We start from the raw sequence: 25,852 nt of genomic DNA on the forward strand, positions 1-25,852 counted from the left end.
TATCCTCTTAATTTTTAAGATATATTTATTTTTAGGAGTTATTATGATAGAAAAATTAAAAAGACTTGAAAATAAAAAAAATTATTTTCATATATTATCTTTTGTAATTCCGATTATAATTTTTCTGATAATATTTATAGTCTCTAGATTTTATCCTTTTGGTAACAATCAAATTTTAGTTATTGATGCCTACCATCAATATTATCATTTTATGTTAGAGTTAAGAGGGAAAATTTTAAAAGGAGAGTCAATTTTTTTTAGCTGGCATTTAGGGTTAGGAACGGATTTTATTTCCCTTATGGCCTATTATTGTACAAGTCCATTAAACTTATTGACGATTCTTGTTCCTGAATCTATGCTTAGTATTTTTTTTGCTTTATTAATAGCAATTAAAGTAGGAATAGCAGCAGTTACTTTTTCTGTTTACTTAAAATCCATTTATCAGCAGGAAGACTATTCTTTAGTAATTTTTTCGCTATTATATTCCTTATGTGGTTTTATAGCAGGCTATTATTGGAATATTATGTGGATAGATGTTTTTGCTCTATTTCCTTTGGTGATATTAGGTTTAAAAAATATAATAATAAAAAATAAATTTAAAATCTATATTATTTCCATAGCATTATGTTTTTTTACAAATTATTATATGAGTATTTTTGTAAGCATATTTGCAGTAATATTTTATGTTTTTTACTCAATAAATGTAGGAGTAAGATTTTTAGATTTTATAAAAAGAGGATTTAAAATACTGGGAGCTTCAATATTAGCTGCTGGTTTATTTTCTTGGATTTTAATTCCCGCTGCAATTACCTTAACAAATGTTTTTAAAACAGCCAGTCCCTTTATGGGAGATATTGAAACCTATCATTCTTTTACAGATATTTTGTCTAATTTTTTAGCATTTAACTTTCCTACAGTAAGAGAAGGCTTACCTAATATATATTCCGGACTAATTACAATATTTTTATCAATATCATATTTTCTGTCAAGAAGAATTAAAATTAAAGAAAAAATACTATCTTTAATAGTAATAGTATTTTTGATTTTAAGTACAAATATAAATATTTTAAATTATATTTGGCATGGATTTAGATATACTAACATGCTTCCCTATAGATTTACATTTATATTATCCTTTGTTCTAGTGGTTATTGCCTACAAAGGTTATAAAAATCTTAAATACTTCGAGAAGAGAGAATATATTTCTATTTCCTTAATAGCCTTAGGAGTAGTCATATTTTTAGGAAGTAATAGGACAGTAGAGGTTTTAATTGCAAATGTTGTAGTTTTACTAATTTATTTACTATTAATCTACAGCAATAGGATTAAATACAGAGTAGTAGTATCCTTTTTATTATATTTTTTAATTATTGCAGAAGTATTTGCAAATACATATATTGGAGTAAGTACAGCTGGAAAAACTGACCATGGTATTTTTAATGCAAATAAAGAAGAAATTGATTATTTCGTAGATAAGGTAGAAAAAGAAAAAGGAAATGATTTTTATAGAATGGAAATTCTAGACAGGTTTACTTATAATGATCCGGCCTTATACCAATATAATGGAGTTGCTTTGTTTTCATCAACTATAGATGCAAGAGTATCTACTTTTTTAGAAAAGATTGGTATTCCATCATATCCTATTGGAAATAGATATTTTTATAGCTATGGTTCTCCATTAACAAATGGTATTTTAAATATAGATTATTTAATTTCTAGAGAAAAAGAACTATATGAAAATTTTGATATTGACTTGTTAGAAAGTAAAAACAATGTTTTCCTATATAAAAATAATAAAAGCTTACCGTTAGGCTTTATGATAAAGGAAGAAGCTTTATTTGAAAATTATTATAGTACCCTATTGGAAAATCAAAATACAATTTTTAAGTCCTTTACAGGCCTAGATGAAAACATATTTACCCTAATAGAGAAAAACAAGGCTACATCTTCAGGAATAAACTTAGAACAACATAGTAATGGAAATTATGATTATACAATTTTAGCAGATAATACTGAAGGAGAAATCAATATAGAATATATAATACCTGAGAGTGGATATTATTATGTAGATACGGATAAAGTAGAAGATGAAAAAATAATAGCAGAAAGCAACAGAGAAAAAATAACCCTAGATGCAAGAAGAAAATCGGTAATGTCTGTTGGATATTTTGAAAAGGGAGAAACAGTAAATTTTATAGTAAAAATCAAATCGGAAGATGATGGAGATTATGGTTTAAAATTAGCCTTATTAGATGAAAACGTGTTTAATGAAGGATACAAAATCCTAAAAGAAGAATCTGCTAGTTCAGTTAAATATAGCTCTAGAAAAGTAAATATGAAAATAACCGCTTTAAATAAGGGGTATTTATTTACTTCAATTCCCTATAATGAAGGATGGACAGCATATGTAGATGGTAATAAAACAGAGATTAAACCATTTAAAGATGCTTTTGTAGGCTTGAATTTAGATAGGGGAGAACATATAATTGAATTTAAATACACACCGGTAGGTTTTAAAGAAGGAGTTGCTATATCTATATTTTCTCTTATTGTTTTTGTGTTTATTATAAAAAGAGAAAATGAAAAAGAAATGTTTATAATAGAGTAAAACTTAAGTATAGAAAAATAGATTACTATATGATATTGGATAGCTTAAAGCTATTTATAGAAATAATTAAAAATATCAAAATTGAAGAAATTATTCTATATCGAATAGGAAATCACAGATCTTTTTATAAGGTTATAAATAATGAACACGAGGCTCAGAAATCATTTAATGGTTTATTAGATAATTTTAAATTAAAGACCAAATAAAAAATTCCAGACTAAATATAGTCTGGAGTTTTTTTAATTTAACATTTCAAGTAAAATATTTAAGGCATCTGATTCCTCGTCTACCCTTATTTCAGGATATGTGCCAAATTCAGTATTAGGTGAACCTTCTTCATTTATTCCCATACCTACTGGCATTGAAAGAACAAAACCGCTTTTAGGAAGTTCTATAAAAGCCGTATTTAAGTTAACCCCATTTCCACCGGTAAATTGACCAACTGTACTTGCAAAATCTGTAATATTTGAAAACTGACTAAAAAAATCAGCGGCATTTCTGGTATTTCTATTTTGCAATAAGAATATTTCACCTTTAAAATTGGTTTTTTTTTCAATTCTTATATTGTATTCTCTATAAAGAGGAAAGTTTTCAAGGTTATCATTGGAAATAGGTGTATCTTTTAGCTGTGATGATTTTTCAAAATCGGTTTTTATTGTTATATAAGGTAAATAATTATAATAATTTAAAAATTCTTGATGATTTTCATTTCTTTCAAGAATAAGGGAATTCATTACAAGGGTATCGTGTGCTAACGGCTCCACTATATTATTTAAAACATATTCAATAGATTGCCCTTGGTTATCTCTTATATCTATTATCAAATAAGGATAATCCATAATACTATTAATAAAATTCTCAATAAGGGGTTTATCCGTCTCAACAAATAGGGGACTGAAATCCGTTATTTTTATGTAGGCAATTTTATTTTCTAAAAGAATTGTCATGGAAAGTCCGCTAAAATAGTTGCTATTTTTAAAGTTATTCTTATATTCCCCATAGCGCAATGTAGGCATTTCAGAATTTAAAACATCATACCAAGGTGAATTACCATTGATTTCTTCATATTCTTTGTATAAATAATAATCATCAGAATTTAATAGAAATAAATTAGGCTGATTAAATTCTTTGAAAAAATCTGATAAAATTTTTTCGTAATTTATGTCATCCTTAGTTTCTATAATAAGTTTTTCGTATTTTTCTTTTATTTGACTAAGATTAACTTCAGAATATTTTTCATTTATAGCTAGGTAGGGATAATCTTCTTCTAATAGTTTCATTATAAAATTAAATTCTTCTAGTTTATCTTTTTCAGTTAAATGAGTTAAAGTTGCCTTGTTTTCAACTGATTTTTTTCCCTTTAAAAATTTACTAGGATCAAATAAAAGAAAAGCTATTACAAAAATAGCAATATAGAAAAATATTAGAAACAAATTGTTCTTTTTGTTTTTTCTTCTACGCTTCTTTTTCATACACTACTCCTAGGATATTATTAATTATTTGATAGTTATTATTATACTATAAACTTAAATAATATTTAAATTAAACTTGTTAACAAAATAATTAAAAGGGTATAATGTATTAAGTAGAGATAAAGAAAGAAGGAGATGCAATGGATAAGAATGTACTAGATAATGCAAATGAACTAATAAATTATAATTTAAATAATTATCTTTATTATAGATCCATGAAATCTTGGACTGATCGTAATGGTTGGAAAGGGTTCTCTAATTTGCTGAATAAGCAGTCTATGTATGCTTTGAAAGACTCTGAAATAATAGAGAACTATTTAAGACAATTAGGATATGTAGTTTCATTTGAAAAAATGGATAAGATTGAAAATGGCATTGAAAATTTACAGGATGTTATTAAAGCTGTAGTTAAAACAGAAAAAAAACTATGTAATAAATATGATGAAATTGTTCTAAAGGCAAGGGAAGAAAAAAATTATGAAATTGAAATTTTCTTTAAAAACCTATTAGCAAATCAAACAAAGGTAGTATCTTATATTGAACCTTTAGAGCTAAGAATGAAAAGAATAGGAAAAAAATCTAATGGCTTATTTATATTAAATAGCTCATTAGCAAAATTATAAAACAAGGAGATATTAATATTATGGATAACAAAAAATTACTTGATAATATGAATGAACAATATAATTTCGAATTAGAGTCAGCATATATTTATAAAGCTATGGCTCATTGGTGTGAAATAAATGATTGGAACGGATATGCAAATTTCCTATATAAACAAGAAGAAGAGGAAATAGAGCATGCAGATAAATTTAAAGATTATTTATTAGAAGTTGGCTATGATGTTAAGCTAAAAGCTATAGGAGAACCAAAATCAGATTATAAGGATTTAGAAGAAATATTTAAAGCAGCTTTAGAGCATGAAAAAGTTGTTACTTCAAGAATAAGAAAATTATTTGATGAAGCTAGAGAAATTGGCGATTATGCATCTGAAGATTTATTATCTTGGTATATAACTGAACAAGTTGAAGAAGAAGCATCCTTTGAAGCTATTATTACTAGACTTGAAAGAATTGACGGAAGTATATCAGGACTTTATATTTTTGATGGTGAAATGGCTCAAAGACAATAATAATTACTATGAAAATAAAATCTAGTAGACTTGAAACAATAGCTGCAACATTAAATCAATATCCAGTTGATGACCTACCTGAAATAGCATTTGCAGGTAGGTCAAATGTTGGAAAATCGAGTTTTATTAATGCTGTAATAAATAGGAAAAACCTTGCAAGAACCAGTTCAAAACCTGGAAAAACCAGAACTGTTAATTTCTACAATATAAATGAGGAGTTTAGACTGGTGGATTTACCAGGATATGGCTATGCAGCTGTATCAAAAACCGAAAAGGAAAATTGGGCAAAAATAATTGAGACATATTTAAATAATAGAAAAAATCTTTATGAGACTATTTTAATTGTTGATATTAGACATAAGCCAACTGAAAATGACAAACAGATGTATGACTGGATTTTATCCTATGATTTTACAGGTTTTGTAATAGCAAATAAGGCCGATAAAATTTCAAAGTCTAAATTTAAAACAAATATCGACATTATAATGAAGGCTTTAAATATAAAGGATAGGGATTTAATAATTCCATTTAGTTCAGAAAAAAAGATAAATATAGATATTATAAGAGAACAAATAGAAAATATAATAAAATACGGTTCAGGATTTGAAGAGTAGATTAGTATTTGTTTATGTATAAATATAAAAAAATAAAGATATTCATTTTTTAAAAATCCTAGTAATTATATTTGAAACAATATTAAAATATTATGTTTATCTATATTTTTTTATTTTACGAATATTTATTTTACAAAAAAAGTAGACATTTAAATTATGTCTACTTTTATATTTAAAGATATTTAATTTTGATTATTCTTCTTCAAACATATCTTTACCGGCACCACATACTGGGCAAACCCAATCTTCTGGTAAATCTTCAAAAGCTGTACCTGGAGCTATTCCTCCGTCAGCATCACCTTCTGCTGGGTCATATATATATCCACAAGGTTGACATACATATCTTTTCATAATCAACACTCCTCCTTTCAAATTATATACAAACTATTTATACCCTAAAAATAGAAATTAAACAATAGTTTTTAAATTTTATATATTGTGATTATTTTTTCTTTTAGGGTAAATATATAATGGTGATGATTATGAATATATATGAGGATTGTGCTTGCAGCAGTATTTTAAATGCTACTCATATGACTAAAGACTTCATAAATAAATTAACAAATTATTTTGATGATGAAGAATTAATATATGACATTCGTTTAATTATTACAGAGCTTTTAGTAAATTGTGTACAGCATGGCAATAAAAACGACTATTCAAAGAAAATCTCTTTATCGGTAGAAATAGTAGATAATAAAATAATCATGAAGGTAAAAGATCAAGGTGAGGGAGTGAAACAAGAAATTACTGCTAAAGTAGAAGACTGTGAAACTTGTGGTAGAGGATTACTTATAGTAAAAAAGTTGACAGATAATTTAATATTCAACAAAAATGAAATAGTAGCAGAATTATATTTATAATTTGCTTCTATTTTTTTGTTGATTTTGTGATATACTGTAAAAGTTAGATTTTATAGGAAGTGGATTGATTAAATGACATTAAAGAATAATATAAGAAATATTGCAATAATTGCCCATGTCGATCATGGGAAAACAACATTAGTAGACGGATTATTAAGAACCAGTGGAATATTTAGGGAAAATCAAGAAGTTGAAGATAGAGTAATGGATAGTAATGATATTGAAAAAGAAAGAGGAATTACTATTCTGTCTAAAAATACGGCGATTGAATATAAGGATTACAAAATCAATATAATAGATACTCCGGGACATGCGGATTTTGGTGGTGAAGTTGAACGGGTTTTAATGATGGCAAATGGAGTGGTATTAGTAGTAGACGCTTTTGAAGGACCAATGCCTCAGACTAAATTTGTTCTTAAAAAAGCTTTTGAATTAAATTTACCAACAATAGTATGTATAAATAAAATAGATAGGGAAGAAGCTAGACCGGATGAAGTAGTAGATGAAATACTGGATTTATTCATACAGTTAAATGCAGGAGAAGAATATTTAGATTCTCCATTTATATATGCTTCAGCTAGGGAAGGTTATGCTACTAAAGATCCTAATGAAAAATATACGGACATGACTCCTTTATTAGATACTATAATAGATTATATACCTGCTCCGGAAGGCGACATTAACGAACCGTTTAAATTGTTAATTTCAACAACGGATTATAGTGAATACGTTGGTAGAATAGGTATTGGTAAATTAGAATCCGGCAGTATAAAAGTAAATGACACAGCACATATAGTAAATTATAATGACAAAAGTGTAGATAAAAAAATAAATATAACAAAAATATATGAATTTCAAGGTCTTAACAGAGTTGAAGTAAGTGAATCATCAGTAGGAAATATAATTGCAGTAACAGGTGTTGAAGGAATAAATATTGGAGATACTATTTGTTCCGAGGAAGACGTAAGACCCTTACCTTTTGTAAAAATATCGGAACCTACTCTTTCAATGAATTTCATTGTAAACAATAGCCCTTTTGCAGGTAGAGAAGGAAAATATGTAACAAGTAGACAAATTAGAAATAGACTCTACAAAGAGTTAGAAACGGATGTTAGTTTAAGAGTTGAGGATACAGATAGTACTGACTCCTTTAGAGTTAGTGGTAGAGGGGAACTACATCTTTCAGTATTAATTGAAAATTTAAGAAGAGAAGATTATGAGTTTCAAGTTTCAAAACCTGAAGTACTTTATAAGAGAGATGAAGATGGTAAATTATTAGAACCTATAGAAACTGTAGTAATTGATGTTGATGAGGAGTTTGTAGGAACTATAATTGAAAAACTCGGACAGAGAAAAGCTGAGCTTAAAGACATGAAACCATCACAAGGTGGCTATACAAGATTGGTTTTTGAAATTCCAACAAGAGGTTTAATAGGATACAGGCAAGAGTTTATTTCAGATACAAAGGGTAGTGGAGTAATAAATTCTGAATTTAAGGAATACGCAAAGTTCAAAGGTGAAATACCTAGAAGAAGTACAGGTTCTTTAATATCCTATGAAACGGGAACCGCTACAGCCTATGGACTTAATTCTGCACAAAGTAGGGGAATTTTATTTATAAAACCTGGGGAAGAAGTGTACGAAGGTATGGTTATAGGATCAAATCCAAAAGGATTAGATATAGAGGTAAATGTTTGCAAGAAAAAAGCTCAAACCAATATTAGGTCCTCAGCAGCCGATGAAGCATTAAAGCTATCACCGCCTAAAATTATGAGTTTAGAGGAACTGTTGGAATTTATCGAAGAAGATGAGTTAGTAGAAATAACTCCAAAAAATTTTAGATTAAGAAAAAAAATATTGAATTCAGAAAAAAGATATAAGTCAAAAAAGAATAGTAAATAAGGCGACATTAGCTATGAAAAGGCTGAAGTTCGCCTTTTTTCTTTGTTAAGAAAAATCAAAAAACAATCAACTATTAGAGTGAAGATATATATTTTTATAAACTAAAACTATTGCTTTACTTTGCAAAAGTTGTTATTATATATGATAGAGATAATTACAATGAGGAGGCTAATTAATGAAAACAGATGTGCAAATTGCTCAAGAAGCAAAAATGGATCCAATATTAGAAGTAGGCAAACGTTTAGGAATAGACAGTGATGATCTTTACCTATATGGTAATTATAAAGCAAAGATAGACTTAGGTCTATTAGATAGATTAAAAGACAAAGAAGACGGAAAACTTATTTTGGTTACAGCTATAAACCCTACTCCTGCAGGAGAAGGAAAAACAACTATGAATGTAGGTTTATCAATGGGATTAAATAGAATTGGTAAATCATCTATTTCAGCCTTAAGAGAACCTTCATTAGGACCTAGCTTTGGAGTTAAAGGTGGAGCAGCAGGTGGTGGATATGCACAAGTAGTGCCTATGGAAGATATTAATATGCATTTTACAGGGGACTTCCACGCAATTACAACTGCTCATAACTTAATTTCTGCATTATTAGATAATCATTTACAACAAGGAAATGAATTAAGAATAGATCCAAGAAGAATTCTTTGGAAGAGAGTTCTCGATATGAATGATAGAGCTTTAAGAAATATTGTAGTTGGATTAGGTGGAAAACCTAATGGTGTACCTAGAGAAGATGGATTTGACATAACAGTTGCTTCAGAAATCATGGCAATATTATGTTTAAGTACAAGTCTTTCAGATTTAAAGGAAAGAATTGGTAATATTTTAGTTGCATATAGTTATGAAGGAGAACCAATATATGCAAAGGATTTAAAGGCTCAAGGTGCAGTAGCATTAGTAATGAAGGATGCTATAAATCCTAATCTAGTTCAAACCTTGGAAAATACTCCGGCAATATTACATGGTGGACCATTTGCAAACATTGCTCATGGTTGTAATTCAGTTGTAGCAACAAAAATGGCTATGAAATTATGCGATTATACAGTTACTGAAGCAGGATTTGGTGGAGACTTAGGAGCTGAAAAATTCTTCGATATTAAATGTAGATTAGGTGGAATAACTCCAGATGCAACAGTTGTAGTTGCAACAGTAAGAGCTTTAAAACATCATGGAGGAGTTGCTAAAGCTGATTTAGGAACAGAAAATCTAGATGCTTTAACAGAAGGATTTGCTAACCTAGAAAGACATATTAAAAATATGGCAAGTTATGGAATACCTGTAGTTGTAGCAATAAATAAATTCCCAACAGATACAGATAAAGAAGTAGAATTATTAAAGGATTTAACAGTTAAAGCAGGTACTGTTGCAGTTATTTGTGATGTATGGGCAAAAGGTGGCGAAGGCGCTGTTGAACTTGCAAAAGTAGTAGTAGATAAAATAGAAGAAAGTGAAAATAAATTCCATTATTTATATGATGATAATAAATCAATTGAAGAAAAAATTGAAACCATTGTAAAAGATATTTATGGTGGAGACGGAGTAGACTTTACTTCAAAAGCTAAAAAGAAATTAAAAGAAATATCTGACTTAGGACTTGACAATTATCCAGTATGTATGGCTAAGACTCAATATTCCTTCTCAGATGATCCGAAATTACTAGGAGCACCAACAGGATTTACAGTAACAGTTAGGGATTTAAGAGTTTCTAGAGGAGCGGGTTTTGTTGTAGCTTTAACAGGGGATATAATGACAATGCCTGGATTACCTAAGGTTCCTGCTGCTAATAATATTGATGTATTAGAATCTGGAGAAATTGTTGGATTGTTCTAATAAGGGGTGATTTATTTGACAGATGAGTCGAGAATTAAAAGCAAACAAATTGACGAATTTTTTGATGCTGTTTTAATGTTGAAAAATAAAGAGGACTGCTATAAATTTTTTGAAGATGTTTGTACTGTAAGAGAATTACATTCAATTACTCAAAGATTGGAAGTAGCAAAGCTATTAAAGATTAGAAAAACCTATAATGAAATAGAAAAGGAAACCGGTGCTTCAACAGCTACAATAAGTAGGGTAAACAGAAGTTTAAACTATGGAGCGGAAGGTTATGAATTAGTATTAGATACTTTAATAGCAAGGGATTTAGAAAGAAAGAAAAAGAATAAAAAATAATTCAATATAAAACAATAACTTAAATAATTTTGATTTAATAAAAATAGTGTTGGTGGAAATAAATCCATTAGCACTTTTTTTATTGAATTATTTTAGAATCAGTTGTATTATATAAATGTAATGTTAATTTAATAACATTTATTTAATAATTTTTTATTTTAATTAATATTATTATGTTAAATAGTTTAATATTGGGTAAAAGATTATTAAAAGCTATATTAATTTAATATTAACAAGGAGGAAAGTATGAAGAAGAAATTAATTGTAGGTATGAGTATGGTGTTAGCTTTGACTTTAGGTTTAACATCCTGTGGTGGAAAAGGAGAGAAGAAACCAAGCTCTTCAGGAGAAGCAAAGGGAATTAATGCAGAAATATCTGTACAAGCAGAAAAGGAATGGATGGATTATTACAATGGTGCAATAGAAAGAGTTAAAAAAGATAATCCAGATGCAACTATTAATATAATAGAAAAAGGTGCATTTGATCATATAGACGTTATTGATCAAACTGATGGAACAAACAAAGACGTAGCAGACGTTTTTGCAATTCCAATCGATAGAATTAGCGGTTTAGTTAAAAATGACGTACTTGGAGCTGTAGATACAGAATATATTAAATCTAAAGTAAGTGGTTATGAGGATTTGGATAATGGTATTGGAAAAAACTTTAAAGTTGATGGAGACTATTTAGGATTTCCATACAATATAGAAACTCTTGTAGTATATGCAAATAAAGCAAATGCAGAAGCAAAGGGAGTTGACTATTCAAAAGCTTTAGAATTTAACGACTTAAAACAAAACGATTTTGTAACAAAAATTCATGACTTGTGGTTTGGAGTTGCATTTTTAAACTCTGCAGACATTAATTTACTTACTAAAGAAGATGATGGTAAATTAACTACGGATTTAACTACTCCTTACAATGAATTATCAGAAGATAAACAAGCTGTTTTTGAAGCATTATATAATTATTGGAAGGGAAATTCTGAAGAAAACAGTCCAATTCTAGATAAATCATCTGCAGATTCATTTATAGATGAAAGTTTTAAAAGCGGTGGAGAATCTTCATTAAGATTAGATGGTCCTTGGGCTATGAATAGTTTAGGAGAATTTACAAATGAAGGTAAGGATTTAGATGTAGTTTCAACAGAAATGATAACAGTAAATGGTAAACCATTAAAGCACTGGAAAAGTGGTTGGGGTCTTGTAATCAACTCTAGAATTGAAGTAGATGAAGATAAAATGGCTTTAGCTAACGCTTTAATTGCAGAGTTAATCAATCCGGAATATGCTGAAGATCTATTTAAAGCAACAGGAAAAATACTTGAAAATGTTTCAGTTGAGGATTATGAAAAAACAGGTTTATCAGATGCTGATAAAAATGTTATAAAGGCAACAATAGACTCTTATGAAAAATCAGTTGCTCGTCCAACTTTTAGTGAAATAGATAATGTTTGGACAACATGGGAAAATGCAATATTATCATGGAATAGTGTAAAACCAGCAGATGCAGAAGCTGCTTACAACGAAGTAAAAGCATCATTTGAAGCTTTTATGACAAATATAGGTCAATAAAAAAGGGGTTAAGAAGGAGTCTAACTCCTTCTTATTTCATTATATTATGGGAAAAAAATTAGAGGTTAAGCAAGTAACAGTAATACTAATATTGTCGGGAATCATTATATTGTCAGAATCTTTACAAGTTTTAATGGCTGTTAAAGATTTAAATTATTTTCAAATGTATAAAGAAACATTAGGTAATAATATAAAATATGATGAATTCATAACAATTGGATTACTTGGATATTTACAAGGTATATTAATTCCAATAATTTTATCGGTATATACATTTTTTACCTATAAGAAAATAAACATCAATTGGTTATATAAGGCAGTATGGGTATTGTTATTATTATCGAGTTTAATAATGAAGATAATGGAATTTTTTATTGGCTCGATATTTTTTTATATAAGTATTATTGCTACATTAATATTACTTATGTATATATTGTCAATAAAGTTAAGGTAAGGAGGTTCGGCATTGGTTGGTTATGAAACAAAAGTTTATGACAGCATTGGTAATTCTCATGATAGAAAAAATTTATATTTAAAGGAAGTAGCTGAGCTTCAAGAAAAATATGAAGAAACAAAAGACATTAATTATAAAAATAAATTAAAAGAGTTAGTTTCAAATAAGAACTCAAATAAATATATTATAGAATTAAATAAGGCAAAAGAAGAAGAAAAGGAATTTTTAAAGGGGTTAAAAACTCTAGCTGAAAAGCATAAAAAGGATAATGACAATATTTTACCAAAATCATTGTTGAAACTAGATGTAGAATTTAGATTGGCTATTGAGAAAATCGAATTTTATAAAAAATATGTAGATTTAAGTTATGATTTTGAATTAGAGTACAAGAGCAATAAAATATTAGTAGAGCAACTCCCTTTAATTATAAGAGAATATAATAATTTAAATAAAGATATTAGATTTATTAATGAAGAATTAAAAAATATTGATAAAAATCAAGAAAATATAGTAAAAAAAGAAATAGAAGAATATATTGAAGATAGAAAAAAACTTTTAGAAGAACAGAAATTACAATTAAAAGACAAGAAAAATAAGGGAATTATATCAAAAAAAGCATATAAAAATGAAGTAAAACAATATAAATATAAATTTAAAGACGATATTGAAACAAAAAGTTTTGAATCAAAGGAAAAATACTATATTAATTTAAAAAAATCCATAGAATTTATATTTAAAGATGGTATAAAAACTAGAAAGAAAATATTAAATGCCGATATATCTGATCTTAGAAGAAAGACACCTGTAGAAGTTGAAAATAAGGATACTTGGAAGGCTATTGTTACTATTCCAATACCAGGCTTAGGACAGATTTTAAACAAACAATACATGAAATCGTTATTCTTTTTAATAGGAAGTTTATTCATTTATAGTGTTGCTATACCCTATAATCTTGGATTTGGAAACTATCAAGGAACAGGAATATCCGGTTTACTAAGTTTGGCAGAAGGCGGAGCTAGACTAGACAAGAGTTTAATATTTATGATAGAGGGAATTATAGCATTTGTATTACTGGTTTTTGCAGTTTTAATATTAATTCTTTCCTTTAAAGATGTACATGGTGTTTTAAAGAATAAATTTAAAGGAGTACGGGAAAATAACTGGTTTGAAACTAAGGATAATATAGAAAATAACGGATTTCCTTATATTGTAAGCATACCTGCTTTAATACTTATTGTATTTATAGTAATAGTACCTATAGCTACAGCCTTACTTCTATCTTTTACAAACATGGATCCAGACCATCAATCTAAATTTAGCTGGATTGGATTTAAAAACTATTCCATGTTATTAAAAGGTGAAGGAATGGCAGGTTCTGTTTTCTGGAAAATACTTGTTTGGACTTTGATTTGGACATTTGGAGCAACAACCCTTTCTATTTTTATTGGTTTTGCTTTAGCCCTTCTAGCCCATAATGAAAGAATAAGGGGGAAAGTGGTTTTTAGAACGATATTTCTATTACCTTGGGCAGTACCTGCTTTTATAACCATTATGTTTTTCAGTATTATGGCATCACCAGGAGGCGCAATTACAGAAATACTATCAGGTATATTTGGTACCGATGTGTTAATAAAAAATAGTACAGTACTTACAAGAATTGCCTTGATATGTTTACAAGGCTGGCTAGGTTCTTCATATATATTTTTATTGGCAACAGGAGTATTACAGGGAATACCTGGAGATTTATATGAAGCTGCTGACATTGATGGAGCAACAGCCTTACAAAGATTGACAAAAATTACCATTCCATTGGTTTTATTTCAAACAGCACCATTACTTGTTAGTCAGTACACATTTAATTTTAATAATTTCTCCATAATTTATTTATTTAATCAAGGAGGACCATTTAATCCTACAAATTATGGTAATTTAGCAGGTTCATCAGATATCCTCATATCCTATATCTATAATTTGACAATGGTAAACGGATATCAAGCAGTAGGAGCTGCAATAACCATATTCATATCTATTGGGTTAATGATATTTACATTTATTGGATATAGAAATTCAAAAGCTTTTAAGGAGGATATTTAAATGAAAAAAAATAAAAATAAAAATCTTTACTTATCAGATAGACCTCCTTTAACCTTAGTCGGAAAAATAGGACTTTTTGTAAGTTATTTAGTTTTAATATTATGGAGTTTAGCAATAGTACTTCCTATATTTCAAATGGTTTCATCATCTTTTAATGGAAATCAAGGAAGAAATATAATGTTAAATACGGAGTTTGCATTTTCTTTAAAAAACTTTGAATATTTATTTAAGGAAACTCATTTTTTAACTTGGGTTATAAATACGATTTTAATTGCAGTAGCAACGGCTTTAGTAACATTATTAGTTGTTTCCTTTACAGGATATGCCTACTCTAGATTTAGATTTAAAGGTAAGAAGGCATCCTTAATGGCTATAATGTTAATACAAGTAATACCTACATTTGTAGGGATTACAGCATATTTTACTATGCAATCAATAATAGAGTCTAAAATTCCTATATTTAGTAGACAAGTTATGTTGGTTTTAATTTATTCCGCAGGAGGAATAGCTTCAAATACCTTTATTTTAAAGGGGTATATAGATTCTATTTCACCGGAATTAGATGAAGCAGCTAGAATAGATGGTTGTTCAAATATGCAAATATATAGACTTATAATAATGCCTATAGCAAGACCGATGCTGTCAATAATTGCATTATGGTCATTTATTGGTCCGTTTATGGATTATTTAATATCAAAGATATTGTTGACAAGTCCGGAAACATATACTTTAGCAACTGGTCTATTTACACTGGTTAACGATGAAAGAAATATGAACCAACCAGCGTTTGCAGCAGGAGGACTTTTAACTGCTATACCAATAGTAGTGTTGTTTATAGCATTACAAAAACAATTAGTATCTGGATTATCATCAGGATCAGTAAAAGGGTAATTAGGGGGAAATTATGAAAGTAACTTTAAAAAATATAGGTAAAAAATATGAAGGTAGAGAAGATTTTACCATTAGAAATATAGATTTAGATATAGAAAGTCATGATTTCTGTGTAATACTTGGTCCATCAGGATGTGGTAAATCAACATTGCTAAGAATGGTAGCAGGACTTAATTCAATTACAGAAGGTGAATTGCTATTTAATGGAAGGCTTATGAATAAGGTAGCATCAAAGGACAGGGATATAGCTATGGTTTTTCAATCCTATGCTCTCTACCCTCATATGACGGTTTATGATAATATGGCTTTTTCTCTAGCAATGAGAAAAACTAGTAAAAAAACCATTCACGATAGGGTAACAGAAGCGGCAAAAGTTTTGCAAATAGAGGACTATTTGTATTCAAAACCATCTGATATTTCAGGAGGACAAAGACAGAGGGTTGCTCTTGGAAGAGCCATGGTCAGAAAGCCGGCAGTATTCTTAATGGATGAGCCTTTATCTAATTTAGACGCAAAACTAAGAGAACATATGAGAATTGAATTAGTTAAACTACATAAACAATTGGAAACTACTTCAATTTATGTAACTCATGACCAAACAGAGGCCATGACAATGGCAACGAAAATTGTTTTATTGGACAAGGGTGTTGTACAGCAAGTTGGAAAACCGGATGAGTTTTATGATAGGCCAAATAATTTATTTGTTGCACAATTCATAGGTTCACCTACAATGAATGTAATTGAGGGGAAATTTATAAATGGACAATTTGAATCTTTAAGTGGTGAAGTTAAATTTGAGCCTTTAGATGAAGAAAAAAATAGGTTCGTAGATTATGCAAATAAAAATATTACAATAGGAATTAGATCTGAAAGATTTGAAATAAAAGATAAACTTGAAAAAGGATGTTTTACTGGTAAAATAGAAGTTGTAGAAAATTTAGGTAAAGAAAAAGTCCTGTATGTTAAATTAAAAGATTCTAAGGAAATTGTAATGACAATGCCAGGATACCTAAGCTTTAGTGAAGGAGAAGAAAAAATATTTAAGTTTGACCCAAAAGCTGTTCATTATTTTGATACAGAAACTGGTTTAAGAATTTAAAATATTAGAGAGGGTATATGGAAGAGCATATTAACAAAAACGACGAATATAATTATAAAAAAGTAAACAAATTAAGAGAAAGTGGAATTATTATGCATATTACTTCACTTCCTTCGAAATATGGAATAGGAACTTTTGGTAAAGCTGCTTATGATTTTGTAGATTTTCTTAAAGATGCTAATCAAAAATATTGGCAAGTACTACCATTAGGACCAACTACCTATGGAGATAGTCCCTATCAATCATATTCATCTTTTGCCGGAAATCCGTATTTTATAGATTTTGATATTTTAAAAGATATAGGATTGTTAGAGTTAGAAGATTACGAAAATGTAAATTTTGGACATAATGAAGAGGAAGTGGATTATAGTTTAATATACAATAATAAAATGGATGTTCTAAGAAAAGCATTTAATAGGGCTAGGAAATTAAATTGGGACTATAGCGAGTTTTTAGAAGAGAACAAGGAATGGATTTATGACTATGCCTTATTTATGGCTTTAAAAGAATACTTTAATGGGGTTTCATGGATAAATTGGGATAATGACATAAAACTTAGAGAAGAAAAAGCAGTAGAACATTATAGGGAAAAGCTATCTAAGGAAATGGAATTTCATTATTTTCTTCAACTTAACTTCTTTAAACAATATGAAGAATTAAAAAAATATGCTAATGATAATGGAATAAAGATTATAGGTGATTTGCCAATCTATGTTGCACCTGATAGTTGTGATATTTGGGTAGATTATAGATATTTTAAAGTTGATGAAAACCATGAACCTATTACAGTAGGAGGTTGCCCTCCTGATGATTTTACAGAAGATGGACAATTGTGGGGTAATCCAGTCTATAATTGGAAAGCACTAAGAGATGATGGATATAAATGGTGGATTAAAAGAATGAAAATCAATATGAAATTATTTGATAAAATTCGTATTGATCATTTTAGGGGCTTTGAATCATTTTGGGAAATTCCATCAGATCATGAAACAGCAAAAAATGGTAAATGGACAAAGGGACCGGCAGAAGAATTTTTTGGTAAATTAAAAGAAGAGATACCAAATTTAGATGTAATTGCTGAAGATTTAGGGTATATGACAAAGGAAGTAACAGCTTTAAGAGAGTATACGGGATTTCCTGGAATGAAAATACTTCAATTTGCTTTTTCACCATATGACGAATCGGATTATTTACCACATAATGTTGAAAGAAACTGGGTTATGTACACTGGAACTCATGATAATGAGACCCTAACCTCTTGGTTAGAAAATTCCCCGAAAGAAACCATAGACTATGCTGTAGATTATTTAAAATTAAATAAAGAAGAAGGATATGAATGGGGCTTAATTCGTGGTGTATGGAGTTCAGTTGCAAATTTAGCTATTGCACAAATGCAAGATTTTCTTTGTTTAGGAGAATTTTCAAGGATGAACAAACCGGGAACTCTAGGAAATTGGAAGTGGAGAGTTAAGTCTAATATGTTAACAAAAGATTTAGCAGATAAAATAGCCGGTTTAACAAAATTATATAGTAGAAATAGATAAGAATTATCAAAAGTTGATAATTCTTTTTTTCTCATGTTATAATATTTAGATGTAATATTAGAAACTGGATAAATATGTATAAAAATCTTATACATGTTTATTTGTCTTTTTCATTTATAGAGAGGTGGATCGCTTATGCATAAAGAACAGTACGGAATTACAGAAAGAGTAAGTTATTCTCGTATTCAGAAAGTTCTAGATCTCCCTAATTTAATAGCAGTACAAAAGAATAGTTATGATTGGTTTTTAAAAGAAGGACTTAGAGAAGTTTTTGACGATATAAGTCCTATTTCTGACTATGCAGGTTCTTTAGTACTAGAATTTATTGACTATTATTTAGAGGAGACTCCTAAGTATTCTGAGGTAGAAGCTAAAGACAGGGATGCAAATTATTCTTGTCCCCTAAAAGTTAAGGTAAGGCTTATTAATAAGGAAACAGAAGAAGTAAAAGAGCAAGAAGTTTTCATGGGAGATTTTCCTATGATGACCAATAGTGGTACTTTTATTATAAACGGTGCTGAAAGAGTTATAGTAAGCCAGTTAGTTCGTTCTCCAGGTGTTTATTATGGAGAAGAAATAGATAAATCTGGAAATAAATTATATTCTTCCACAGTTATACCTAATAGAGGTGCATGGTTAGAGTATGATACAGATGCAAATGGGGTTATTAGTGTAAGAATAGACAGGACTAGAAAATTACCTGTTACTACTTTACTTAGAGCTTTAATATATCCTACAGACGAGGAAATAATAGAAGCTTTAGGGGATACGAAGGAATTAAGAGCGACTCTTGAAAAAGAGGTCTCAAATACAAGAGAAGAAGCCTTATTAGAAATATATAGAAAATTAAAACCAGGGGATCCAGCAGCAATAGAATCTGCAGAGCCTCTTATTAACAACCTATTTTTTGATAGTAGAAGATATGATTTAGCAAAAGTAGGTAGATATAAATTTAATAAAAAATTATCTTTAGTAGATAGAATAGTTGGAACACACGCTGCATATGATGTTGTTAATGAAGAAACCGGAGAAATATTGGTTTCTGAAGGCGAATTTATAAACAACGAAATTGCTAAAAGCATTGAAGATGCAGGTATTTACTTTTTAGATGTAATAAAAGATGAAAATAAAGTTAGAGTTATTAGTAATAGATTTGTAGATTTAGATGCATTTGATATTGATTTTGATATTTCTGATTTAAAATTATCAGAAAAAGTATATTATCCTAAGATGAAAGAAATTTTAGAAACTTATGATAACGAAAAAGATATTAGAAATGCAATTAAAGAAAATTACAATGCCTTAAGTCCAATTCATATTACTCCACAGGATATTCTTGCAAGTATTTCCTATGAATTCAATCTTTTCTACGGTGTAGGAAAAGTAGATGATATTGATCATTTAGGTAATAGAAGAGTTAGGGCAGTAGGAGAACTTTTACAAAATCAATTTAGAATAGGTCTTTCTAGAATGGAAAGAGTAGTAAAAGAAAGAATGTCTACACAAGATCCTGATTTAGCTACACCTCAGGCCTTAATAAATATAAGACCGGTAGTAGCATCTATAAAGGAATTCTTTGGTTCCAGTCAATTGTCTCAATTTATGGACCAAACAAATCCTTTAGCAGAACTTACCCATAAAAGAAGAATGTCTGCATTAGGACCAGGTGGACTTAGTAGAGATAGAGCCGGGGCGGAAGTCAGAGACGTCCACGATACTCATTATGGAAGAATTTGTCCAATAGAAACTCCAGAAGGACCAAACATTGGTCTTATTACTTCCATGACTACCTATGCTAGTTTAAATGAGTATGGATTTTTACAAACTCCTTATAGGAAAGTTGAAAATGGAGTTGTTACGGATCAAATTGACCTTTTAACTGCAGATCTTGAAGATACTTTTATAATAGCGCAGGCAAATGAGCCACTAGATGAAAATGGAGCATTTGTTAATGAAAGGGTATTAGGTCGTGGTTACAATGGAGAAAATGATATTTATCCTAGGGAAAAAGTTGACTATATGGACGTTAGTCCACAACAGATAGTTTCTGTAGGTACAGCTATGATTCCATTCTTGGAAAATGATGATGCTACACGTGCCCTTATGGGTTCTAATATGCAGAGACAAGCTGTTCCATTATTAAAAACAGATGCACCGATTATAGGAACCGGTATAGAACATAAAGCGGCTAAAGATTCAGGCGTTGTTGTATTGAGTAACTGTAATGGTGTTGTTACAAAAGTTGCAAGTAATGAAATTCATATAACTAGAGATGAAGATAAAAGAGTTGAAAGATATAAGGTCTTAAAGTTTAAAAGATCCAACCAAGGAACTGCATTTAATCAAAGGCCAATAGTTAAAGTAGGCGATAGAGTATCTGTTGGTGATATTATTGCAGATGGTCCAAGTACTGAAAATGGTGAAATAGCTTTAGGAAAAAATATTTTAATAGCATTTATGACTTGGGAAGGCTATAACTTCGAAGATGCTATGTTATTAAATGAAAAATTGGTTATTGATGATGTTTTAACATCACTTCATATTGAAGAACATGAAAGTGAAGCTAGGGAAACTAAATTAGGTCCAGAAGAAATAACTAAGGATATACCAAATGTTGGGGAAGATATGAGAAAAGATCTTGATGACAGAGGTATTATTAGAATAGGGGCTGAAGTTACTAGTGGTGATATTTTAGTTGGAAAGGTTACTCCTAAGGGAGAAACTGAATTATCAGCTGAAGAAAGACTATTAAGAGCAATATTTGGAGAAAAAGCTAGAGAAGTAAGGGATACTTCATTAAGAGTTCCCCATGGAGAAACTGGAATAGTAGTAGATGTTAAAGTATATACAAGAGCTAATGGAGATGAATTATCACCAGGTGTTAACCAAGTAGTTAGAGTTTATGTTGCTACAAAAAGAAAAATACAAGTTGGAGATAAAATGTGTGGACGTCATGGTAATAAAGGGGTAGTTTCAAGAATATTGCCTGTGGAAGATATGCCATATTTAGATGATGGAACTCCAATTCAAATTGTATTAAACCCATTAGGGGTACCTTCAAGAATGAACTTAGGACAGGTATTGGAAGTTCATTTAGGATTAGCAGCTAAGAAACTTGGATGGAAAGTTGCAACACCTGTATTTGATGGTGCTTCAGATAAAGATATTATTGAAGCTTTAGAACAAGCAGGATATCCAGGAAATGGAAAAGTAAGAGTTAGAGATGGAAGAACAGGAGAATCATTTGATAACCCAGTAACTGTAGGTTACATGTATATGTTAAAACTACATCATTTAGTAGATGAAAAAATACATGCTCGTTCTACAGGTCCATATTCTTTAGTTACACAACAACCACTTGGAGGTAAGGCTCAATTTGGTGGACAAAGATTTGGTGAAATGGAAGTTTGGGCTTTAGAAGCTTATGGAGCATCTCATACTTTACAAGAAATCTTAACTGTTAAATCAGATGATATAGTTGGTCGTGTTAAAACTTACGAATCAATAGTAAAGGGAGAAAATATTCCAGAGCCTGGTGTACCAGAATCATTTAAAGTTTTAATTAAAGAACTACAATCATTGTCTTTAGATGTGAAATTATTAAATGCTAATCATGAGCAAATTTTCTTTAAAGAAAATGATGATGAAGTAATGGACTTTCACAGTGTGGAAAATGAATTTACTAAGAAAGAAGAAATAGTAAATGATATAGAATCTGATGAATATAAATCAGATACCGAGTTAGGTTTTTCTATTATTGAAAAAGATGAAAGTAGCCTTCAACAAGAATAATTAATAAACCATGAACTTATATATGTGTATGAAAGGAGAGACTCCTTGGAAGAAATAAATACTTTTGATTCGTTAAAAATAGGTTTAGCTTCTCCGGAAAAAATTAGACAATGGTCTTATGGAGAAGTAAAAAAGCCGGAAACAATTAACTACAGAACTTTAAAACCGGAAAAAGAAGGACTATTTTGTGAAAAAATATTTGGTCCTACTAAAGACTGGGAATGTAACTGTGGAAAATATAAAAGAATAAGATATAAAGGTGTCATTTGTGAAAAATGTGGTGTTGAAGTAACTAAGTCCAAAGTTCGTAGGGAAAGAATTGGACACATTGAATTAGCTGCACCGGTTTCTCATATATGGTATTTTAAAGGGATTCCATCTAGAATGGGTTTACTTCTAGACATGAGTCCTAGAGCCTTAGAAAAAATATTATACTTTGCAAGTTATGTTGTTATAGATGCAGGAGATACTGATTTATTCAATAAACAATTATTAACAGAGTATGAGTATAATGAAGCTTGCGATAGATACACAGAGGGTGTAGACTTTAAAGCTGGTATGGGTGCTGAGGCAGTTAAAGAGTTACTACTTTTAGTAGACTTAGAAAAAGAATATGAAGAACTAAAAGAAGCTCTTGGAACTGCAACAGGACAAAAGAAAATAAGAATAGTTAGAAGATTAGAAGTAGTAGAAGCTTTTAGACAATCAGGTAATAGACCGGAATGGATGATATTAGAAGCAGTTCCTGTAATTCCACCGGATTTAAGACCAATGGTTCAATTAGAAGGTGGAAGATTTGCAACTTCTGACTTAAATGATCTTTATAGAAGAGTAATAAATAGAAACAATAGATTAAAAAGACTTCTTGATATTGGAGCACCGGACATTATTGTAAGAAATGAAAAAAGAATGTTACAAGAAGCCGTAGATGCTTTAATTGATAATGGAAGAAGAGGTAAGCCTGTTACAGGTCCAGGAAATAGACCGCTAAAGAGTTTGTCAGATATGCTTAAGGGTAAAACCGGTAGATTTAGACAAAACCTACTAGGAAAAAGGGTTGACTATTCAGGACGTTCTGTAATAGTAGTTGGACCAAATTTGAAATTCTATCAATGTGGTTTACCTAAGAAAATGGCCTTAGAATTATTTAAACCTTTTGTTATGAAGGAATTAGTTCAAAGAGGTATTTCTCATAATATAAAAAATGCTAAGAAAATGGTAGAAAGGGAAAATGAAAAAGTATGGGACGTATTAGAATCAGTTATAAAAGATCATCCTGTACTATTAAACAGAGCCCCTACTTTGCATAGACTGGGAATTCAGGCATTTGAACCGGTACTAGTTGAAGGAAAGGCTATAAAACTTCATCCATTAGTTTGTACTGCTTACAATGCAGACTTTGATGGTGACCAAATGGCTGTCCATTTACCATTATCTGTAGAAGCCCAAGCAGAAGCAAGATTATTGATGATGTCCACTAATAATATTTTAGCACCAAAAGATGGTAGACCAATAACTACTCCTTCACAAGATATGGTTTTAGGTGCATATTATTTAACATCTGATGCTGAAGAATCAGACAACATTAGAACTTACCAAGACTATAATGAAATGATAAGGGCACATGAAAACAAAATAATTTCACTACATTCCAAAGTTAAGGTCAGAGTAAAATGTTCACCGGATGATAGAGGAAAATTAGTTGAATCAACTGTTGGTAGATTTATATTCAATGAAGGAATTCCTCAAGATTTAGGATATGTAAACAGAGAAGTTGATAAATATTCTTTAGAAGTTGACAAGCTAGTTGATAAGAAAACATTAGGGGATATAATTGACAGATGTTTTAGAAAACATGGAAATATTGGTACAGCAATAATTTTGGACTATATTAAATCCATAGGATATAAATATTCAACTATAGCAGCAATAACAATATCCATGGGTGATATTGAAGTTCCAGTTGAAAAAGATGAAATATTAAATGAGGCCGATAAAGAAGTTTCTAAATATGAAAAATTATTAAGAAAAGGTCTTGTATCGGAAGATGAAAGATACGAATTTGTAATAGATATTTGGAATAAAGCAACAGACGATGTAACAGGTGCTTTATTAAAGGATTTAGATCCGAAAAATAACTTGGCTATAATGGCTAATTCTGGAGCGAGAGGTTCAACTAACCAAATTAGACAGTTGGCTGGAATGCGTGGATTAATGAGTTCTGCAGCAGGTAGAACAATAGAAATACCTATAAGAGCAAACTTTAGGGAAGGCTTATCTGTACAGGAGTTCTTTATTTCAACTCACGGCTCTAGAAAGGGATTATCGGATACGGCATTAAGAACAGCTGACTCCGGATATTTAACAAGACGTTTAGTCGATGTTTCACAGGATATAATAGTTAGAGAAGATGACTGTGGAACAGACAGATATGTACTAGCTAAAGACTTTACTGAAGGAAAAGAAGTTATAGAGGATATGTCTTCTAGAATTATTGGTAGAACAGCTTTTGAAGATATTTTAAATCTTGAAACTGGAGAACTGGTAGTACAAAAAAATGAAATCATTACAGAGGATATAGCCGATAAAATTAAGGAACTAGGTATTACAGAAGTTAAAGTAAGATCGGTATTAGGATGTAAATTAGACCACGGTGTATGTGCTAAATGTTATGGTCGTAACTTGGCTACTGGTAAACCTGTAAATATTGGAGAAGCTGTTGGAATTATTGCAGCCCAATCAATAGGTGAGCCGGGAACTCAATTAACAATGAGAACATTCCACTCCGGTGGTATTGCAGGAGTAGGAATAACTCAAGGTCTTCCTAGGGTTGAAGAGCTTTTTGAAGCAAGAAAACCTAAAGGACTTGCATATATTACTGAAATAGCAGGAACAGTGCAAATAGTAGATAATAAGAAAAGACACGACATTCTTGTTACCGGTGATGATGGCGAAGAAAAAATCTATGCTATACCATATGGAGCAAGAATAAGAGTAAAAGACGGTGAATATATTGAAAAGGGAGATCTTTTAACAGAAGGTTCAGTAAACCCACACGATATATTAGCTGTAAAAGGACCAGAAGGTGTTCAGGACTATATTACTAAGGAAGTTCAAAAGGTTTATAGACTTCAAGGTGTTGATATAGATGACAAACATATTGAAATAATAATAAAACAAATGTTGTCTAAAGTGAAAATTGAAGATTCTGGTGACTCTGAATTCTTAGAAGGAAGTATGGTTAGTCTAAGAGAATTCGAAATAATAAATGAAAAATTGAATAATGAAGGAAAAGTTCCAGCTAGTGGTTCTAGAACATTGTTAGGTATTACAAAGGCATCCTTAGCTACAGATTCATTTTTATCAGCAGCATCTTTCCAAGAAACTACAAGAGTTTTAACAGATGCGGCAATTAAAGGTAAGGAAGATCACCTTTTAGGATTAAAAGAAAATGTAATTATAGGTAAATTAATACCAGCAGGTACTGGCGTAAGAAAATATAATAAGATAGATATTGACTACGAAGGAAAAATTGAAGAAGAACCTGGAAATGAAGAAGATAATGAAAATTTATCAGATTTATTACAAGTAGATTCAAAGGAACAGTAAACTAACAAAAGGCTG

18 protein-coding genes are annotated in these 25,852 nt (G+C 29.9%); 16 read left to right on the forward strand and 2 right to left on the reverse strand.

From position 1 onward, the window contains the following. Positions 1-43: 43 nt before the first annotated feature. The gene (locus JFY71_RS07525) at positions 44-2,608 is read left to right on the forward strand and encodes a YfhO family protein (RefSeq protein ID WP_243660195.1); all 2,565 of its coding nucleotides are present in this window, start codon (positions 44-46) and stop codon (positions 2,606-2,608) included. A gap of 239 nt (positions 2,609-2,847) precedes the next feature. Here the strand turns inward: JFY71_RS07525 and JFY71_RS07530 are convergent, their stop codons facing one another. Then, entirely contained in the window at positions 2,848-4,080 is a 1,233-nt protein-coding gene (locus JFY71_RS07530) for a S41 family peptidase (protein WP_243660196.1), read from the reverse strand. A 140-nt stretch (positions 4,081-4,220) separates the two neighbouring features. On the opposite strand from JFY71_RS07530, the gene JFY71_RS07535 reads away from it, so the two are divergent. The 3 genes from JFY71_RS07535 to yihA are packed head-to-tail and all read left to right on the forward strand — an operon-like array spanning position 4,221 to position 5,826. Continuing rightward, positions 4,221-4,703: a ferritin-like domain-containing protein gene (locus JFY71_RS07535; RefSeq protein ID WP_243660197.1), complete on the forward strand. Its 483-nt coding sequence runs from the start codon at positions 4,221-4,223 to the stop codon at positions 4,701-4,703. A 20-nt stretch (positions 4,704-4,723) separates the two neighbouring features. Then, a complete protein-coding gene (locus JFY71_RS07540) occupies positions 4,724-5,212 on the forward strand; it encodes a ferritin (RefSeq protein ID WP_243660198.1) in 489 nt (162 codons plus the stop codon). A gap of 8 nt (positions 5,213-5,220) precedes the next feature. Then, on the forward strand, positions 5,221-5,826 hold the full coding sequence (gene yihA / locus JFY71_RS07545) for a ribosome biogenesis GTP-binding protein YihA/YsxC (protein ID WP_243660199.1): 606 nt from the start codon (positions 5,221-5,223) through the stop codon (positions 5,824-5,826). A 192-nt stretch (positions 5,827-6,018) separates the two neighbouring features. On the opposite strand, the gene rd is transcribed toward yihA, so the two are convergent. After that, on the reverse strand, positions 6,019-6,177 hold the full coding sequence (rd, locus tag JFY71_RS07550; protein WP_243660200.1) for a rubredoxin: 159 nt from the start codon (positions 6,175-6,177) through the stop codon (positions 6,019-6,021). Between the two features lie 131 nt (positions 6,178-6,308). Between rd and JFY71_RS07555 the strand changes: the two genes are divergently transcribed. The 12 genes from JFY71_RS07555 to rpoC all read left to right on the forward strand — a co-directional run bounded on the left by JFY71_RS07555 (position 6,309) and on the right by rpoC (position 25,837). After that, positions 6,309-6,689, forward strand: a complete 381-nt coding sequence (locus tag JFY71_RS07555; protein ID WP_243660201.1) for an ATP-binding protein — start codon at positions 6,309-6,311, stop codon at positions 6,687-6,689. A gap of 72 nt (positions 6,690-6,761) precedes the next feature. Beyond that, positions 6,762-8,591, forward strand: a complete 1,830-nt coding sequence (gene typA, locus JFY71_RS07560; RefSeq protein ID WP_243660202.1) for a translational GTPase TypA — start codon at positions 6,762-6,764, stop codon at positions 8,589-8,591. A 175-nt stretch (positions 8,592-8,766) separates the two neighbouring features. Beyond that, positions 8,767-10,437: a formate--tetrahydrofolate ligase gene (locus JFY71_RS07565; protein ID WP_243660203.1), complete on the forward strand. Its 1,671-nt coding sequence runs from the start codon at positions 8,767-8,769 to the stop codon at positions 10,435-10,437. A gap of 15 nt (positions 10,438-10,452) precedes the next feature. Then, entirely contained in the window at positions 10,453-10,779 is a 327-nt protein-coding gene (locus JFY71_RS07570) for a YerC/YecD family TrpR-related protein (protein WP_243660204.1), read from the forward strand. A 246-nt stretch (positions 10,780-11,025) separates the two neighbouring features. Further along, a complete protein-coding gene (locus tag JFY71_RS07575; RefSeq protein ID WP_243660205.1) occupies positions 11,026-12,354 on the forward strand; it encodes a sugar ABC transporter substrate-binding protein in 1,329 nt (442 codons plus the stop codon). 109 nt (positions 12,355-12,463) lie between these two features. After that, positions 12,464-12,808, forward strand: a complete 345-nt coding sequence (locus tag JFY71_RS07580; RefSeq protein ID WP_243660206.1) for a hypothetical protein — start codon at positions 12,464-12,466, stop codon at positions 12,806-12,808. 12 nt (positions 12,809-12,820) lie between these two features. Then, positions 12,821-14,902 carry an ABC transporter permease subunit gene (locus JFY71_RS07585; protein WP_243660207.1) on the forward strand — a complete coding sequence of 694 codons (2,082 nt, stop codon included), beginning with the start codon at positions 12,821-12,823 and terminating at the stop codon, positions 14,900-14,902. Beyond that, positions 14,903-15,793 (forward strand): sugar ABC transporter permease, encoded by an 891-nt coding sequence (locus JFY71_RS07590; RefSeq protein WP_243660208.1) that lies wholly within the window; start codon positions 14,903-14,905, stop codon positions 15,791-15,793. A 13-nt stretch (positions 15,794-15,806) separates the two neighbouring features. Next, entirely contained in the window at positions 15,807-16,892 is a 1,086-nt protein-coding gene (locus JFY71_RS07595) for an ABC transporter ATP-binding protein (RefSeq protein ID WP_243660209.1), read from the forward strand. Between the two features lie 17 nt (positions 16,893-16,909). Beyond that, entirely contained in the window at positions 16,910-18,436 is a 1,527-nt protein-coding gene (gene malQ, locus JFY71_RS07600) for a 4-alpha-glucanotransferase (RefSeq protein WP_243660210.1), read from the forward strand. A 135-nt stretch (positions 18,437-18,571) separates the two neighbouring features. Beyond that, the gene (rpoB, locus tag JFY71_RS07605) at positions 18,572-22,228 is read left to right on the forward strand and encodes a DNA-directed RNA polymerase subunit beta (RefSeq protein WP_243660211.1); all 3,657 of its coding nucleotides are present in this window, start codon (positions 18,572-18,574) and stop codon (positions 22,226-22,228) included. Positions 22,229-22,273: 45 nt separating this feature from the next. Further along, positions 22,274-25,837: a DNA-directed RNA polymerase subunit beta' gene (gene rpoC, locus JFY71_RS07610; protein ID WP_243660212.1), complete on the forward strand. Its 3,564-nt coding sequence runs from the start codon at positions 22,274-22,276 to the stop codon at positions 25,835-25,837. Positions 25,838-25,852: the final 15 nt, after the last annotated feature.

The organism is Miniphocaeibacter halophilus (genome assembly GCF_016458825.1).
Classification (GTDB): Bacteria; Bacillota; Clostridia; order Tissierellales; family Peptoniphilaceae; genus Miniphocaeibacter; species Miniphocaeibacter halophilus.

Bases quoted from the DNA above. Each gene is read 5' to 3' on its own strand.
- JFY71_RS07535 (WP_243660197.1), top strand. From the start codon at position 4,221: ATGGATAAGAATGTACTAGATAATGCAAATGAACTAATAAATTATAAT.
- JFY71_RS07555 (WP_243660201.1), top strand. From the start codon at position 6,309: ATGAATATATATGAGGATTGTGCTTGCAGCAGTATTTTAAATGCTACT.
- JFY71_RS07590 (WP_243660208.1), top strand. From the start codon at position 14,903: ATGAAAAAAAATAAAAATAAAAATCTTTACTTATCAGATAGACCTCCT.
- JFY71_RS07540 (WP_243660198.1), top strand. From the start codon at position 4,724: ATGGATAACAAAAAATTACTTGATAATATGAATGAACAATATAATTTC.
- rpoB (WP_243660211.1), top strand. From the start codon at position 18,572: ATGCATAAAGAACAGTACGGAATTACAGAAAGAGTAAGTTATTCTCGT.
- rd (WP_243660200.1), bottom strand. From the start codon at position 6,177: ATGAAAAGATATGTATGTCAACCTTGTGGATATATATATGACCCAGCA.
- typA (WP_243660202.1), top strand. From the start codon at position 6,762: ATGACATTAAAGAATAATATAAGAAATATTGCAATAATTGCCCATGTC.
- JFY71_RS07575 (WP_243660205.1), top strand. From the start codon at position 11,026: ATGAAGAAGAAATTAATTGTAGGTATGAGTATGGTGTTAGCTTTGACT.
- JFY71_RS07595 (WP_243660209.1), top strand. From the start codon at position 15,807: ATGAAAGTAACTTTAAAAAATATAGGTAAAAAATATGAAGGTAGAGAA.
- yihA (WP_243660199.1), top strand. From the start codon at position 5,221: ATGAAAATAAAATCTAGTAGACTTGAAACAATAGCTGCAACATTAAAT.
- JFY71_RS07565 (WP_243660203.1), top strand. From the start codon at position 8,767: ATGAAAACAGATGTGCAAATTGCTCAAGAAGCAAAAATGGATCCAATA.
- JFY71_RS07530 (WP_243660196.1), bottom strand. From the start codon at position 4,080: ATGAAAAAGAAGCGTAGAAGAAAAAACAAAAAGAACAATTTGTTTCTA.
- malQ (WP_243660210.1), top strand. From the start codon at position 16,910: ATGGAAGAGCATATTAACAAAAACGACGAATATAATTATAAAAAAGTA.
- JFY71_RS07525 (WP_243660195.1), top strand. From the start codon at position 44: ATGATAGAAAAATTAAAAAGACTTGAAAATAAAAAAAATTATTTTCAT.